Annotated in this window: 11 protein-coding genes; 7 read left to right on the forward strand and 4 right to left on the reverse strand. The window is 74.2% G+C overall.

The annotated features are described in order from the left end of the window. Window positions 1-20 precede the first annotated feature (20 nt). Both H1A17_RS19365 and H1A17_RS19370 read left to right on the forward strand, forming a co-directional pair. The gene (locus tag H1A17_RS19365) at window positions 21-1,574 is read left to right on the forward strand and encodes a fused MFS/spermidine synthase (RefSeq protein WP_194822552.1); all 1,554 of its coding nucleotides are present in this window, start codon (window positions 21-23) and stop codon (window positions 1,572-1,574) included. A gap of 71 nt (window positions 1,575-1,645) precedes the next feature. Further along, a complete protein-coding gene (locus H1A17_RS19370; protein WP_145921806.1) occupies window positions 1,646-3,304 on the forward strand; it encodes a serine/threonine-protein kinase in 1,659 nt (552 codons plus the stop codon). A 138-nt stretch (window positions 3,305-3,442) separates the two neighbouring features. Here the strand turns inward: H1A17_RS19370 and H1A17_RS19375 are convergent, their stop codons facing one another. Together H1A17_RS19375 and H1A17_RS19380 are read right to left on the reverse strand one after the other, a co-directional pair. Then, window positions 3,443-4,111 (reverse strand): TrkA family potassium uptake protein, encoded by a 669-nt coding sequence (locus H1A17_RS19375; protein ID WP_145921805.1) that lies wholly within the window; start codon window positions 4,109-4,111, stop codon window positions 3,443-3,445. Beyond that, on the reverse strand, window positions 4,101-5,435 hold the full coding sequence (locus H1A17_RS19380) for a TrkH family potassium uptake protein (RefSeq protein ID WP_194822553.1): 1,335 nt from the start codon (window positions 5,433-5,435) through the stop codon (window positions 4,101-4,103). Before H1A17_RS19380 ends, H1A17_RS19375 begins: the two co-directional genes overlap by 11 nt. Before the next feature lie 192 nt (window positions 5,436-5,627). Between H1A17_RS19380 and H1A17_RS19385 the strand changes: the two genes are divergently transcribed. The 4 genes from H1A17_RS19385 (at window position 5,628) to H1A17_RS19400 (ending at window position 12,067) form a co-directional block, all read left to right on the forward strand. After that, window positions 5,628-6,761 (forward strand): glycerophosphodiester phosphodiesterase, encoded by a 1,134-nt coding sequence (locus H1A17_RS19385; protein ID WP_194822554.1) that lies wholly within the window; start codon window positions 5,628-5,630, stop codon window positions 6,759-6,761. Between the two features lie 115 nt (window positions 6,762-6,876). Continuing rightward, the gene (gene coaD, locus H1A17_RS19390) at window positions 6,877-7,341 is read left to right on the forward strand and encodes a pantetheine-phosphate adenylyltransferase (protein WP_145921800.1); all 465 of its coding nucleotides are present in this window, start codon (window positions 6,877-6,879) and stop codon (window positions 7,339-7,341) included. A gap of 918 nt (window positions 7,342-8,259) precedes the next feature. Then, entirely contained in the window at window positions 8,260-10,551 is a 2,292-nt protein-coding gene (locus H1A17_RS19395; protein ID WP_194822555.1) for a RecQ family ATP-dependent DNA helicase, read from the forward strand. 343 nt (window positions 10,552-10,894) lie between these two features. Next, window positions 10,895-12,067: a hypothetical protein gene (locus H1A17_RS19400; protein ID WP_309236808.1), complete on the forward strand. Its 1,173-nt coding sequence runs from the start codon at window positions 10,895-10,897 to the stop codon at window positions 12,065-12,067. 40 nt (window positions 12,068-12,107) lie between these two features. On the opposite strand, the gene H1A17_RS19405 is transcribed toward H1A17_RS19400, so the two are convergent. Further along, window positions 12,108-12,524 carry a helix-turn-helix transcriptional regulator gene (locus tag H1A17_RS19405; protein ID WP_091242216.1) on the reverse strand — a complete coding sequence of 139 codons (417 nt, stop codon included), beginning with the start codon at window positions 12,522-12,524 and terminating at the stop codon, window positions 12,108-12,110. A 242-nt stretch (window positions 12,525-12,766) separates the two neighbouring features. Here H1A17_RS19405 and H1A17_RS19410 point away from each other — a divergent pair, with 242 nt between their 5' ends. Next, window positions 12,767-13,204, forward strand: a complete 438-nt coding sequence (locus H1A17_RS19410) for a hypothetical protein (protein WP_194822556.1) — start codon at window positions 12,767-12,769, stop codon at window positions 13,202-13,204. Between the two features lie 6 nt (window positions 13,205-13,210). Here H1A17_RS19410 and H1A17_RS19415 read toward each other — a convergent pair whose 3' ends face one another. Then, entirely contained in the window at window positions 13,211-14,401 is a 1,191-nt protein-coding gene (locus H1A17_RS19415) for an SAM-dependent methyltransferase (RefSeq protein WP_194822557.1), read from the reverse strand. Window positions 14,402-14,702 lie beyond the last annotated feature (301 nt).

The following is a 14,702-nucleotide window of genomic DNA, read 5'->3' on the forward strand; positions in this document are numbered from 1 at the left end:
CGGGACGTAGCATCGCGACGGTGAGCAGCTCATCGTCCGACGTCGTGACCGTTCCGACGCCCCCCGCGCCGACCTCCTCCCGGGCCCTGCCCAACGGGCTCGCCGCGTTCCTGGTCTTCTTTTCGAGCGGCGCGGTGCTGGTGCTGGAGACGGTCTCGTTGCGCCTGGTCGGCCCGTACGTCGGGGTGACCCTCCAGGTGACCAGTTCGGTGATCGGTATCGCGCTGGCCGCCATCGCGTACGGGGCGTGGACGGGCGGCTGGCTGGCCGACCGGCGGGACCCGCGCGGGCTGCTCGCCCCGGCGCTGATCCTGGCCGGCATCACCGCCGCGGTCACCCTGCCGGTGGTCCGGTACGCCGGTGAGCTGCTGCGCGGCGGTGCGGTCAGTGGCATCCTGCTGCTCACCGCGTTGGCCGTGTTCGTGCCGGCGGCGCTGCTGTCGGCGGTCACCCCGCTGGTGGTGAAGCTGCAACTGTCCGACCTGCGGCGTACCGGGCAGGTCGTCGGCCGGCTCTCCGGCATCGGCACCCTCGGCGGCATCACCGCCACCCTGGTCACCGGGTTCGTGCTGGTGGCGGCGCTGCCCAGCACCGTCATCCTGGTCGGGTTGGCGGCGGCGCTCGGCGTGGCCGGGCTGGCGCTCGGGATCTACCTGCGCCGGCAGGAGGGCGCCGGGCTGCCCGGCCCGACCCGGGCGAAGGCCGCCCTGGCGGTGCTCGGGCTGTTCGCGGCGGGGCTGAGCGCGGTCGCGCCGAACCCGTGCGACGTGGAGACCGCCTACCACTGCGCCCGGGTGGAACGTGATCCGGACCGGGCCGGCGGGCGCACCCTCTACCTCAATTCGGCCCAGCACTCGTACGTCGACCTGAACGACCCGACGCACCTGGAGTACGAGTACACCCAGTGGATCGGCGCGGTCGCCGACGTGCTCGCCCCGAAGGGGCAGCGGCTGGACGCGCTGCACCTGGGCGGGGGCGGGTTCACCATGCCCCGCTACCTGAGCGCCACCCGGCCGGGCACCGACAACGTGGTCTTCGAGATCGACGGTGAGCTGGTCGACCTGGACCGGCGGGAGCTGGGCGTCCGGACCGGGCCGGGGCTGCGGGCGGAGGTTGGCGACGCCCGGATGCTGGTCGGCGGCGAGCCGGCGGACAGCCGGGACCTCGTCGTCGGGGACGCCTTCGGACACCTGGTGGTGCCGTGGCACCTGGCCACCCGGGAGATGGCGGCGGAGGTCGACCGGGTGCTCCGTCCCGGCGGCATCTACGTGCAGAACGTCATCGACTACCCGCCGGGCCGGTTCATCCGGTCGGAGCTGGCCACGGTGGCCGCCGAGTTCGGGCACGTGGCGCTGGTCGCGCCGCCGGAGGCGATCGCCGGGCAGCAGGGCAGCAACTTCCTCATCGTCGCCTCGGACGCCCCGCTGCCGCTGGAGGCGCTGCGCACCCGGCTGGGCACGGTGGCGAAGATCCCCGACATGCTCGCCGGCAGCGAGGTGAACCGGTTCGTCGACGGCGCGCTGGTGTTGACCGACGACTACGCCCCGGTGGACCAACTGCTCGCGACCGCCTGATCGGGTGACTTTCCTGACCGATTACGACCATCGAGGTGTAGGCCGCGCCGTCCCGGGCAACTCGGTCGACCATGGGTGCAGGAGTCCGGAACGCCGCCCAGCTCCTCGGTGAGCGGTACCGGCTGATCGAGCAGCTCGGCGCGGGCGGCATGTCCGTGGTGTGGCGCGGCTACGACCAGGTGCTCGGCCGTCAGGTCGCGGTGAAGGTGCTCGCCTCGCGGCTGGCCAGCGACCGGGCCTTCCGGCACCGGATCAGGATCGAGGCGCAGGCCGCCGCCCGGCTCTGCCACCCCAACATCACCAACGTGTACGACTACGGCGAGTCCGAGCAGGTCGGGCTGACCGTGCCGTACGTGGTGATGGAGCTGGTGGACGGCGGCCCGCTCACCGCGCGGCTGGGCCGCGACGGGCAGCTGCCCTGGCGGGAGGCGGTGACCATCGGCGCGGAGGTGACCTCGGCGTTGGCCACCGCGCACGCCCGGGGGGTGGTGCACCGGGACGTCACCCCGGGCAACGTCATGCTGACCGCCACCGGGGTGAAGGTGGTCGACTTCGGCATCTCGGCGCTGGTCGGGGAGAGCGAGAAGGGGCCGGACGGCACCCTGCTCGGCACCCCCGCCTACCTCGCCCCGGAGCGTCTCGACAACGGCCAGGTCTCCCCGGCCACCGACGTGTACGCCGTCGGGCTGCTGCTCTACCGGATGCTCACCGGACGGCTGCCCTGGCAGGCCAGCACCACCACGCAGATGCTGCGGGCGCACATGTACCACGACCCGGAGCCGATGCCCCCGGTACGCGGGCTCCCCGAGGAGGTGGTCGAGCTGGTCGGCCGCTGCCTGGCCAAGCGTCCCGAGGACCGCCCGGCGACGGCCGAGGTGGCGCGTACCCTCGCCTCGGCGGCCGGGATGGTCGCGGCCGTGCCCGTGTCGCCGGCCCCCGGGCGGGGCGACCCGGCCCTGCTCGCCAACGCCGGCACCACGATCCTGCCCTGGTCGGCCGACACCGACGCGTTGCCCTTCTCGGGCCGGACCCGCAACCGCCGGGCCGCTGCCCGCCGCCGACGGATCGAGGCCGGGGTGGCCGCCGCCAGCCTGGTCGCCGTCACCGCGGCGATCTGGGGGTTCACCTCGCGCAGCCCCGCCAGCGGCGGCGTCGACCGGCCCACCGAGGCCCGGATGGGCTTGCCCGAGACCATTCCGTGCGAGGTCGAGTACGCGCTGCGCAGCGACTCCGGCAAGGACTTCGCCGCGCAGCTCACGTTGACCAACACCGGCCCCCGGGAACTGCGGGACTGGACGATGAGCTTCGCCTTCCCCGGCCAGCAGACCGTCACCACGACCACCCCCGGGGTACGCCAGGAGGGGCGCCTGGTGCGGGTCACCCCGGCGGCCGGCCGCGCCGCGCTGGCCCCCGGCGCGTCGGAGAAGGTCGCGCTGACCGGCCGGTACACCGGGGGCAACCCGCTGCCGCTGGAGTTCACCGTCGGCGAGTCGAGCTGCGGGGTGCGGGTCTCCGGGGTGGCCGGCAGCGCCCCCGTGGTGAAGCCACCGGCGGCGAAGAAGCCGGCGGCCAAGAAACCGGCGAAGACGTCCGGTAAGACGTCGGGCAAGGGCGGGTCCGGCGCGGCCGGCCCGGCGAAGCCCAAGCCGAAGGCTGAGAAGCCCGGCAAGGGGCCCGGCCCGGCGGCGGGCAAGGGGCCGGGTGCGGCATCGGGAAAAGCGGGAAAGTGACGGGGAAGGGAGGCCGGGGCGCAGCTGGCGGTGGCCCCGTCGGGGGTCCGGGTGGCGGTCCCGGCAAGGGGCCCCGGGGCTGAGGCCCGGGGCTTCGATCCGGTGGCTGTCGCCGGTCGCGGCGGGCGGACAACGCGGTCAGTGCAGGGTCGCGAACTGCTGCACCTGGGCGATCCCGCCCTCCACGATCAGGATGCTGCCCGGCCCGAGCACCGTGTCCGGGTCGGCGTACCGGAAGCGTTCCCCCGCCGGTTTCGCGCCGACCACCATCACCCCGTAGCGCTCCTGCACGGCCAGGTCCCGCAGCCGGTGACCGACCAGTGGCGGGGGCACCGGCACCTTGGCGATGGCGAAGTCGTCGCCGAACTCCATGAAGTCGAGCATCCGGCTGACGATCAGGTGGGCCACCCGTTCCCCGGTCTCCGCCTCGGGGAAGACCACGTGGTGGGCGCCGACCGAGGCCAGGATCTTGGCGTGCTTGCGGGACGTCGCCCGCGCCCAGACCTGCGGTACGCCCACCTCGGTCAGCGCCAGCACGGTGAGCACGCTGGCCTCCACCGAGGCGCCGATGGCGACCACCACCCGGGAGAAGTCGCCGATGCCGAGCTGCCGCAGCGCCTGTTCCTCGGTGGCGTCGGCCTGCACCACCCGGTCCAGCGACGCCGACCAGCGCTGCACCCGTTCGGGGTTGCGGTCCACGGCGAGCACCTGGTGGCCGAGCCGGGTCAACGCCCCGGCCAGGTGACAGCCGAACCGGCCCAGCCCGATCACGGCGATGTCGCCGTCGCCCTCGTCCCTAGCCGACAACGGGTTGCTCCTTCGGGTAGCGGTACAGCCGGCGTCGGGTGTTCAACGCGATCGCCGAGCCGAGGGTGAGTGGGCCGATCCGCCCGATGTACATCAGCACGGTCAGCACCAGTTGCCCCGACGCGGGCAGGTGCGGGGTGAGCCCGACGGTGAGGCCGGCGGTGCTGAACGCCGAGGTCACCTCGAACATCGTCTCGTTGAACCGGACGTCGGTGGTGAGCACGGTCAGGCCGAGCGTGCCGGCGGTCACCAGCGCGACGCTGAGCAGCGCCACCGTCAACGCCTGGCGTTGGCTGGCCTCCGCGATCCGGCGGCGGCCCACGGTGACGTCGGGCTCGCCGCGCAGCTCCGCCCAGATGACGAAGCCGAGCAGGAAGAACGTGGAGACCTTGATCCCACCGGCGGTGCTGGCGCTGCCACCGCCGATGAACATCAGGGCGATGAGCAGCGGGTAGCTCTCCTCGCGTAGCGCCGCCACGCCGATCACGTCGAATCCACCGGTACGGCTGAGCGCGATCTGGGTGAACGTGGCGAGCAGCTTGTCCGGGGTGTCGTAGGTGCCGATGGTGAACGGATTGTCCCATTCGGTGGTGAGTAGCCCGACGAAGCCCACCGCCACCAGCACCACGCTGCCCCAGATGGTCAGCTTGGTGGCCACCGCCCAGCGGGCCGGCCGGCGGCGCTGGCGGAACGCCTCGAACAGCGCGGGGAAGCCCAGCCCGCCGACGATCGCGCCCAGGGCCAGCGGCAGCGACACCCACGGATCGCGGGAGAAGCCGACCAGCCCGTCGGTGTAGAGGGTGAAGCCGCCGTTGTTGAACGCCTGGATCGAGTGGAACGCCGCCGACCACAGGGCCCGGCCGGGCGGGTAGTGGTAGGTGAACCAGAGCCGGCCGGTGAGCACCGCGGTCATCACCAGTTCGCACCCGAACACCGTGCCGGCGATGCGTAGCAGCAGGCGGCGCAGGTCGGCGAAGCCGTACTCGGCGGTCTCGGCCTGCACCAGCAGCCGGTTACGCAGCCCGAGCTGCCGGGTGACCGCCAGGCTGACCAGGGCCGCGCCGGTGAGGATGCCCAGCCCGCCGACCTGGGTGAGCACGGTGATCATCACCAGCCCGAACCCGTTCCAGTAGTTCGGGGTGTCGGTGACCGCCATGCCGGTGACCGAGACCGCCGAGGTGGCGGTGAACAGCGCGGTGACCAGCGGGGTGTACCGGTGCGCGCTGGTGGCCCAGGGCAGCATCAGCAGGCCGGTGCCGATCACGATCGCCACCAGGAAACCGAACGGCACCAGCCGGACGGGGTGACGAAGGAACCGGCGCACCAGACAATCCTGTCGATTCCGGCGGGGTCGGGCCGGTGAATCGCGTATCCCGGGCCGGTCCCGGTTTCCCCGCAGGGTTCACCTGGCGGCCAGGCGGCGACCAACTGGCCGTCAGCCGCGCCCGGTCTGCTGTGAGCGCCCGTTGGGGCGTACCGGCGTTCGGCCGGGTGCCCATCGACCAAGGAGATCGCGTTGCGACGTACCCTTTCCGCTCTCGGTGTGGCCGGCGCGCTGCTCGCCGTGGCCGTCGCCGTCCCGGTGGCCGTTCCCGGCGCCGCCTCGGCCCGCGAGGACGACGTGGACCGCGCCGACCGGGCCACCCACCGGCCCCTGGTGATCGCCCACCGGGGGGCCAGCGGCTACCGCCCGGAACACACCCTGGAGGCGTACCGGCTGGCGATCCGGATGGGCGCCGACTACATCGAGCCCGACCTGGTCTCCACCCGGGACCGGGTGCTGGTCGCCCGGCACGAGAACGAGATCTCCGGTACGACCGACGTGGCGGCCCGCCCGGAGTTCGCCGGCCGCAAGGCCACGAAGACCATCGACGGGGTGCCGGTCACCGGCTGGTTCACCGAGGACTTCACCCTCGCCGAGCTGAAGACGCTGCGGGCCAAGGAACGGCTGCCCCAGGTGCGGGTGGCGAACACCGCGTTCGACGGCCGGTTCGAGGTGCCCACCTTCCAGGAGGTGCTGGACCTGGCCCGCGCCGAGTCGAAGGCCCGGGGCCGCACCATCGGCGTCTACCCGGAGACGAAGCACCCCACCTACTTCGCCTCGATCGGGCTGCCGCTGGAGGAGCCGCTGGTCGCGGTGCTGCGCCGGAACAAGCTGACCCACCGCAACGACCCGGTGTTCATCCAGTCCTTCGAGACCGCCAACCTGCGCGCGCTCGACCGGATGACCGACGTGCCGCTGGTCCAGCTCCTCGACGCCACCGGCCGGCCGTACGACTTCACCGCCGCCGGTGACCCCCGCACCTACCTCGACCTGGCCTCCGCCGCCGGCCTGCGCGGGATCGCCCGGTACGCCGACGGGGTCGGGCTCAACAAGAACCTGATCGTCCCCCGGGACGCCGCCGGCAGGCTGCTCGCCCCGACCACCGTGGTCCGCGACGCGCACCGGCACCAGTTGGTGGTGCACGCGTGGACGTTCCGCGCCGAGAACCAGTTCCTCCCGGTCGACTTCCGGATCGGCGCCGACCCGAACGCCCGGGGCGACATCACCGCCGAGTACGAACTCTTCCTCGGCCTCGGCCTGGACGGTGTCTTCGCCGATCAGCCGGACACCGCCGTCGCCGCCCGCGCCGGCCTGTCCACCCGCTGATCCGCGCGCTTGATCCGGCCTGTGTCGCCGATGTAGCGGTGTCCCCTCGCCCGGACACCGCTACATCGGCCCACGTGAGTCGATCGAGACGGCGGCCGGCACCTACAGTCGGGGCATGGGTGTCGACGGGTTGCCACCGGCAGGAAGCTCCGGTCGGGTTCGTGCCGTCTACCCCGGCAGCTTCGACCCCTTCACCCCCGGGCACCTGGACGTGGTGGACCGGGCGCGCGCCCTCTTCGACGAGGTGGTCGTGCTCGTCGCGGTCAACGGCAGCAAGCATCCGGGCGTCGACGAGGAGCAGCGGGCCACCGCCGTCCGGGCTGTCCTGCCGGCCGGCTGGACCTCCGTCACCGTCGCCGCCTGGCGTGGGCTGACCGCCGAGTACTGCCTGCGCCACGCGGCGGGAGTGATCGTCCGGGGCGTCCGGAACACCACCGACCTCCAGGCCGAGTGCCGGCTCGCCGCGATGAACGAGTCACTGGGTATCCCCACGGTCTTTCTGCCCGCCCAGCCCGAACTGGCGGCGATGTCGTCGACCGCAGTACGCACGCTGGGGAAGTCGCTGCCGCGACCGGGATAGCGGTGGTCCACCCCGTCAGATTGTGGAGAGTTGTTGCGGCCCAGGCGACAACAACTCTCCACAATCCAACGGCCCGGCTGGTGGAGCCCGCCCGGTGCGCGCTGGTCGGGGAATGACGCAGGCGGTGGGCCGGTGCGCCTCCCTGACTGCTGCCGGCGCGTCCGTGGGTGGTGCGGCAGGTGCCTGATCCACGCCGTGTCGCCCATGTGGCGGTGTCTTGCCGGCCGGACACCGCTACATCGGCTCAGGGGAGTGGCGTGACCCCGGATCCTGGGGCGGGCGAGGGCACGGCCGCAGGGGTCGGCGTCGGGCCGGGTGGGTGGGATGCGTCGATCCGAGGTGAGTGGGGGATCGGGTGCCACCGGGGGTCGGGAGGTGGATCAGTCGCCATCGGCGCGACGGCGTACCGCCGGGAGTCCGGTCACAGACTCCCTCCCCCGGTGCTGCGGAGGTTGCTACCGTCCGTCGGGTTCCGGTGATCGTCCAAGCGGCGGCGGGCCTGCTCCGATGCCGCCAGGTCACGTACCTGCCGGTCCCCGTCGGTCACCGGCCGGTGGCCACGGCGCCACCATGCCACGGCTGCGAGGGCCACGAGTACGACGATGAGGATGATGAGCCAACGCATTCCTGCCTCCGGAGGGTGAGGACTCCGCCACCCAGGGTGGACCCCCCGGTCAAGGGCCACCGGCGAGGGGCGGGGGTCCTCACGCTTGTCGGGTGCGCCGGTCCGGCGGCCGGCGATGCGTGCACGCAGGGTTGCCGTGGGGCAGGTCAGCGCGTCTGACCGCTGATCACCCCCCGCCCGGTCGCCCCGGTGATCAAGAAGTTTGCGTCACCCTGAGCGCGGATCATGACGTAAACCTCTTGATCAACTGCGTGGGAGGTCGGGGTGTCCGGCCGGGGTGGTAGGAATGGCGGGTGGATCAGGGGCCGGCGGGGGAGCAGGATCGGGCGGCGGTACGGGAGCGGGCCGAGGAGGTGCTGCGGCGGCTGGCCGGCGCGCACGCCCGGCTGCGGGAGGACCAGTGGCGGGCCATCGAGGCGCTGGTGGTGGACCGGCGTCGGGTGCTCTGCGTGCAGCGCACCGGGTGGGGCAAGTCGGCGGTCTACTTCGTGGCCACCGCCCTGCTACGCGAACGCGGTGAGCACGGGCCGACGGTCATCGTCTCGCCGCTGCTGGCGTTGATGCGCAACCAGGTGGAGGCGGCGGCCCGCGCCGGCATCCGGGCCCGCACCATCAACTCCGCCAACCTCGACGAGTGGGACGAGATCACCGCCGAGATCCACGCCGGCACGGTGGACGTGCTGCTGATCAGCCCCGAGCGGCTCAACAACCCCGACTTCCGGGACACCGTCCTGCCGAGGCTGGCCGCCACCACCGGGCTGCTGGTGGTCGACGAGGCGCACTGCGTCTCCGACTGGGGGCACGACTTCCGGCCCGACTACCGCCGGCTGCGGACCTTCCTCGGCAACCTGCCGGAGCGGACCCCGGTGCTGGCCACCACCGCCACCGCCAACGAGCGGGTGACCCGGGACGTCGCCGAGCAACTCGGCACCGAACCCACCCCACCCCCCGCCGACCGCCACGCCCCCCGCGCCGAACTCTCCGCCGACCGTGCCGTGTCGCCCGCCGGACCTCGCGCCGACGGGAGTGCACCGACCGGCGATCCTGCCGCGTCGCCCGCCGACGCCGGTGGCCGGCGGGCCGACGTGTTGGTGCTGCGGGGCACCCTGGACCGGGAGTCGCTGCGCCTCGGCGTGCTCGACCTGCCCAGCCCGGCGCACCGGTTGGCCTGGCTCGCCGATCACCTGGACGCGCTGCCCGGCTCGGGGATCATCTACACGCTCACCGTGGCGGCGGCCACCGAGACCGCCGAGTTCCTGCGCGGGCGCGGCTGGTCGGTGGCCTCGTACACCGGCCAGGCCGAGGACGCCGACCGCCGCGCCGCCGAACAGGACCTGCTCGACAACAAGATCAAGGCGTTGGTGGCGACCAGCGCGCTCGGGATGGGGTTCGACAAGCCCGACCTCGGCTTCGTGGTGCACCTGGGTGCGCCGCCCTCGCCGATCGCCTACTACCAGCAGGTCGGCCGTGCCGGTCGGGCCGTCGAACACGCCGAGGTGCTGCTGCTGCCCGGGGTCGAGGACGCGGCGATCTGGCGCTACTTCGCCTCGCTCGCCTTCCCTCCGGAGGAGCAGGTGCGCGCCGTGCTGGCCGCCCTGCACACCGACCGGCCGCTCTCCACCCAGGCCCTCGAACCCCTCGTCGACCTGCGCCGGACCCGCCTCGAACTGATGCTCAAGGTGCTCGACGTCGACGGCGCGGTCCGCCGGGTACGCGGGGGCTGGCTCGCCACCGGCGAACCCTGGACCTACGACGAGGCCCGGTTGCGCCGCGTCGCCGAGGCCCGCACCGCCGAACAGCAGGCCATGCGCGAGTACGCCACGACGCCCGGCTGCCGCATGCGGTACCTGCGGAACTGCCTGGACGACAGCGGGGCGGGTGACTGCGGCCGGTGCGACCGCTGTGCCGCGCCCCTGTTCACCGCCGAAGTGTCCGGCCCCGCGTTGACCGCCGCGCAGACCTTCCTCGGCCGCCCCGGGGTGCAGATCGCCCCCAAGAAGCTCTGGCCGACCGGCCTCGACGTGGTCGGCGTACCGCTGAAGGGGCGGATTCCCCCGACGGAGCAGGCACTGCCCGGCCGGGCCGTGGGGCGGCTGTCCGACCTGGGCTGGGGCGGCCGGCTGCGCGCCCTGGTCGGGCCCGGCACGGCCGACGGCCCGGTGCCCGACGACGTCGTGACCGCCGTGGTGGAGGTGCTGAAAGCCTGGGCCCACGGCGACGATCCGTGGCCGCGCCGTCCGGCCGGCGTGGTCGCGGTCGGCTCCCGCAGCCACCCGACCCTGGTCGCGTCGCTCGCCGAGCGGATCGCCACGGTCGGCCGGCTGCCGCTGCTCGGCCCGGTCACCCCGACCGGTCCGGCCGGGGCCGGCGGGCCGCGCGGCAACAGCGCCCAGCGGGTACGCGCCCTGCACGACGCCTTCACCGTCGGCGACGAGGTGGCCGGGGCACTGGCCGGGCTGGACGGCCCGGTGCTGCTCGTCGACGACCTGGTCGACTCCGGCTGGACGATGACGATGGTGGCCCGCCTGCTGCGCCGGACCGGTGCCCCCGACGTCCTCCCGCTCGCCCTCGCCGTCGCCGGCTGACCCGGCCCGGGTCGACCGGGGCGGTGAGCGGGCTCGGCGGCGGTCGATCGCCGGCCGACCCTGGTGCGGTTCGACGGTGGCGGTGAGCGCCCCCGGCCGGCGCGACCACCGGCTGACCCGGATGCGGCTCCGGCGGGCGGTCGGCCACCGGCTGACCTCGCCGGGTCGCCCGTGGCGGCGGGCGGACGCCGCACGCACCCGACAGCCGGTGGGTCGATCCGCAGGCCTACCGCGGTGGTCGACGGGCCGGGCGGAAAAGTTCCCCGGCCGGCCGTGATGCGACCGCCGCCACGGTGTCCGGCCGTCGCTCCGGTGCCGCCGGGGTCGACGGTACGGTGGGCGGATGGCCGACCAGCGATCCGTCACCCGGCCCGCCGGCCCGGCAGGCGGCGGCGGACCGGCCACCGACCAGGACACCCCGGAGCCGGCGGACCGGCAGGGCCGGGGTGCCGACGCGGGCATCGCGCACCCAGCGGACCGGCAGGACCAGGGTGCCGACGCGGGCATCGCGCGACCGACGGACCGGCAGGAACCGGCCGGCGCGGAACCCGGCGGATGGACGCTGTCCGCAGGCGGGACTGCGGCCGGGGGCGGGGCGTCGACGGGGCCGGACCGGGCCACGCTGCGGCTGGCGCTGGTGGTGGGCGGCCTGGTGCTGGCCGTCCTGCTCGGCTTCGGTCTCGGTCGGGCCAACGGGCGGCCGACCGAGCGTACGGCGGCGACCGCCGTGACCGCCGCCGGTGACCACACCCACGCTCCGGGCACCGGCGCGCACCAGCACGACGGCACCGGCACGGACTCCTCCGGCGACGCGGCCACCGGCCTGTCCGTCAGCTCCGGCGGTTACACGCTCGTCCCGTCGGGTGGGGAGTTCGTCGCCGGGCGGGCGGGTGAACTGCGGTTCCAGATCCGGGACGCGCAGCGTCGCCCGGTCACCCGGTTCGCGGTCGTGCACGACAAGCCGATGCACCTGGTGGTGGTACGCCGTGACCTCACCGGATTCCAGCACCTGCACCCGACGATGGCCGCCGACGGCACCTGGTCGATCCCGCTGACCCTGCCGCAGCCGGGCGTCTGGCGGGCGTACACGGATTTCACGGCGGTTGCCGACGACGGCCAACAGACCCCGGCGACGCTGGGCGTGGACCTGGCCGCCCCGGGGGAGTACGCGCCCCGCCCGCTGCCCGCCCCGGCCACCCGGGCCACTTTCGACGGGTTCACCGTCGCCTACGAGGGCACCCCGCAGGTGGGCGCAGCGGTACCGCTGCGGTTCACGGTCCGGGACCCGGCGGGACGACCCGCCGCCCTGGAGCGCTACCTCGGCGCGTACGGGCACCTGGTCGCCCTCCGCGAGGGGGACCTGGGCTACCTGCACGTGCATCCGGGCCCCGGGCCGGCCTCCGACACGGTGACGTTCTGGCTGACCGCGCCCGGCCCCGGCAACTACCGGATGTACCTGGACTTCCAGGTGGCGGGCGTGGTGCGCACCGCCGAGTTCACCCTGACCGTGCGCTGAGAGCGGCGGCCCGGAGCCGGCCGGATCGACCGGTGGGGTGTCAGCCGGCGCGGCGGACCGGGCGGCGGGCCAGGTAGCGCAGCAGGTCGCGGATGTGGTGCTTCTCCTCGGCGGGCACCGTCGGATCGGCCAGCCGGTCGAGGATCACCCGGACGTCCGCCTCCACCGGGCCGTCGTCGGCGCGGCGGCGGGGCGTGGGCCCCGAGTCGGGCAGGCCGAGCGCCCGGAAGGCCGCCGCGACCGGCAGGTCGAGGGCGGCGCAGAAGCCGCGTACCTTGGCCAGCTCGGGATAGTCCTGCCAGTCACCGGCGAGCCAGCGGAAGACGGTGGACCGACCGACACCGGTGTGGGCAGCGAGGTCGCTCACCGTCCAACCCCGCTCGTCACGGGCGTCGTCGATGGCCCGCCGCACGAAGCGGGCGAACGCCATCTGGGGTGAAACCTCTGTCGAACCCATGCCTGTGAGATCGTCCTCTTCGGGTGGGAGCCGGGGTGTCCGGTGCGCCCTCCGAGGGTAGTACGACGACGGTACGGTGCAATTCCCCGTACCGGTCGTCCGAGTCCCCGTACGGCGTCCACGCGAAGCGACGGCGCAGGTCGTGGCCCGTTCCGGTGCCGGTCGTGACACAGCGTCAGTTGCCGTGGGTCAATTGAACTCGGCGGGTCCGTCCACCCGCCGCGCAACCGGTGAGGAGCAGCATGGCCGAGTCCGACCGTCCGGTGCCGCACCGTCCGGGTGCGGTCAGCCTCTTCTTCGTCGTCAAGGCGGCCGTGTTCGCCCTCGCTTTCTGGAGCTGGCTGCTGGTGCTGGTGTTCACCGGTGACGAGGCGACCGGGCCGCACGTGCTGGCCGCCGCCGGTGCCGTCACCACCACCCTGGTGGGGGTGCTGCTCGGCGTCCGGCTGGCCCTGCAACGCAACGCCGCCGTCCGGCACGCCGAACTCAAACGGCTCCTGGTCGACATCTCCTGGAACGCGTTCGCCGCCGCCGGCAACGCCGAGCTGTCCGGCACCGTGGTGCCGTTCCCCACCGCGCCCGGCGACGACGAGCGGGGGCGGCGTGAGCGGATCTCCTCGATCGTCGACCGGGGGCCGGGGGAGCGCCCCGGCGGTCGCAGCGGTGACCGGCGGCGCTGAGCCGGCTCAGCGCGGCGCGGTGGCCGGCCCGTCGTCCCGCACGGCGTCCCCGGTCGGGTCGGCCAGCAGCGTGGCCAGGCGGGGGGTCACCTGCCACTGGTCGACCAGTTGCCGGTACTCGGCCGCCTGCGGGTCGCCGCCGCCGGTGCCGGTCCGGCGGGCCCGGATCAGCAGATTCCGGGGGGTGTGCCGGGAGTCGACGAACTCGACCACCTCGGCCCGGTAGCCGTGCGACCGCAGCAGCCCGGCCCGCAGCGCGTCGGTGAGCACGTCGGCGAAGCGTTCCCGCAGGATGCCCTGCCGGGTCAGCAGCTCGTACGGCGTCGGGGCCGGCCGGGCACGGAGCTGCGCCGCCAGGTCGTGGTGGCAGCACGGCGCGGCGAGGATCCACCGCGCGTTCCAGCGCACCGCGCGGGCCAGCGCCTCGTCGGTGGCGGTGTCGCAGGCGTGCAGGGCGAGCACCAGGTCGGGGGCGGGTTCCACCACCGCGTCGGCGATGGTGCCGGCCACGAAGGTGACCCGGTCGGCCCAGCCGAGGCGTTCGGCCAGTTCGCTGTTGCGCTGCCGTTGGTCCTCCCGCACGTCCACCCCGACCAGTTCCACGTCGAGCCCGCGTGCGGTCAGGTAGCGGTGGGCGGCGAAGGTCAGGTAGGCGTTGCCGCAGCCCAGGTCGACCACCCGCAGCCGCCCGTTGAGATCGTCGGGCAGGGTGGCGGCCAGCGCCCGCAGGAAGGCGTCCACCTGCCGGCGTTTGGCGGCGTTGCCGCCGATCTCCGCGAAGATCGGGTCCCCCGGGTCGAGCAGGTACTCCTTGGCCCGGTCGTGGCCGTCCGCCGGGGCGGCCGGCCGGCTGGCCGCCGCCCGGTGCACCTGCGCCTCGCCGGACTTGGTCACCCGCAGCTGGAGGGTCGCCCCGGCGGTCTCCACGTGCCAGTTGCCGAAGGGCTCGGCGAGCAGCGCGTCGACCGCCGCGTCGGCCTCCGTGCCCGGCGACACGTTCCGGGTGTACGGCCGCGCGCCGTCGGACGTGGAGATCTGCAACCGGGGGCCGGCCTTGAGGGCGACCGGGCGGAGTTCGGCGCGTACCACCGAGGGGCGCCGGCCCCGGCGTCGGCCGGCGGCGACGGCACGGGTCAGGGCGGGGTCGAGCAGCAACGCCCGGACCTCGGTCAGGGCGGCGTCCAACGGTTCCGGCATCGTTCCATCATCCTTTCCACCCCGGCGGTTGCCGCTCCCGGCCCGCCCCGGCGGGGACTTCGGCCACCGGTGTATGGGCCTCCAGGCGCGCTCCGGCGGGGGCGCAGGGCCCGGCGGCCCCACGCCACGCCGGTAGGGCGTGGGGCCGGCGGGTCTCGGCAGGGCGACGCGTCCACCGGCGCAGACGGGACATCCCCCGGACCGTCGGACGGCCGGGGGATGTCGTCGGTGCTGTCGGGTCAGTCGGCGGTGGCCTCGGCCGGCGCGTCCGCGCCGGAGCCGCCACCACCGCGCCGCCGAC

The sequence above is a fragment of the Micromonospora sp. S-DT3-3-22 genome (assembly GCF_015354745.1).
Taxonomy (GTDB): domain Bacteria; phylum Actinomycetota; class Actinomycetes; order Mycobacteriales; family Micromonosporaceae; genus Micromonospora; species Micromonospora wenchangensis.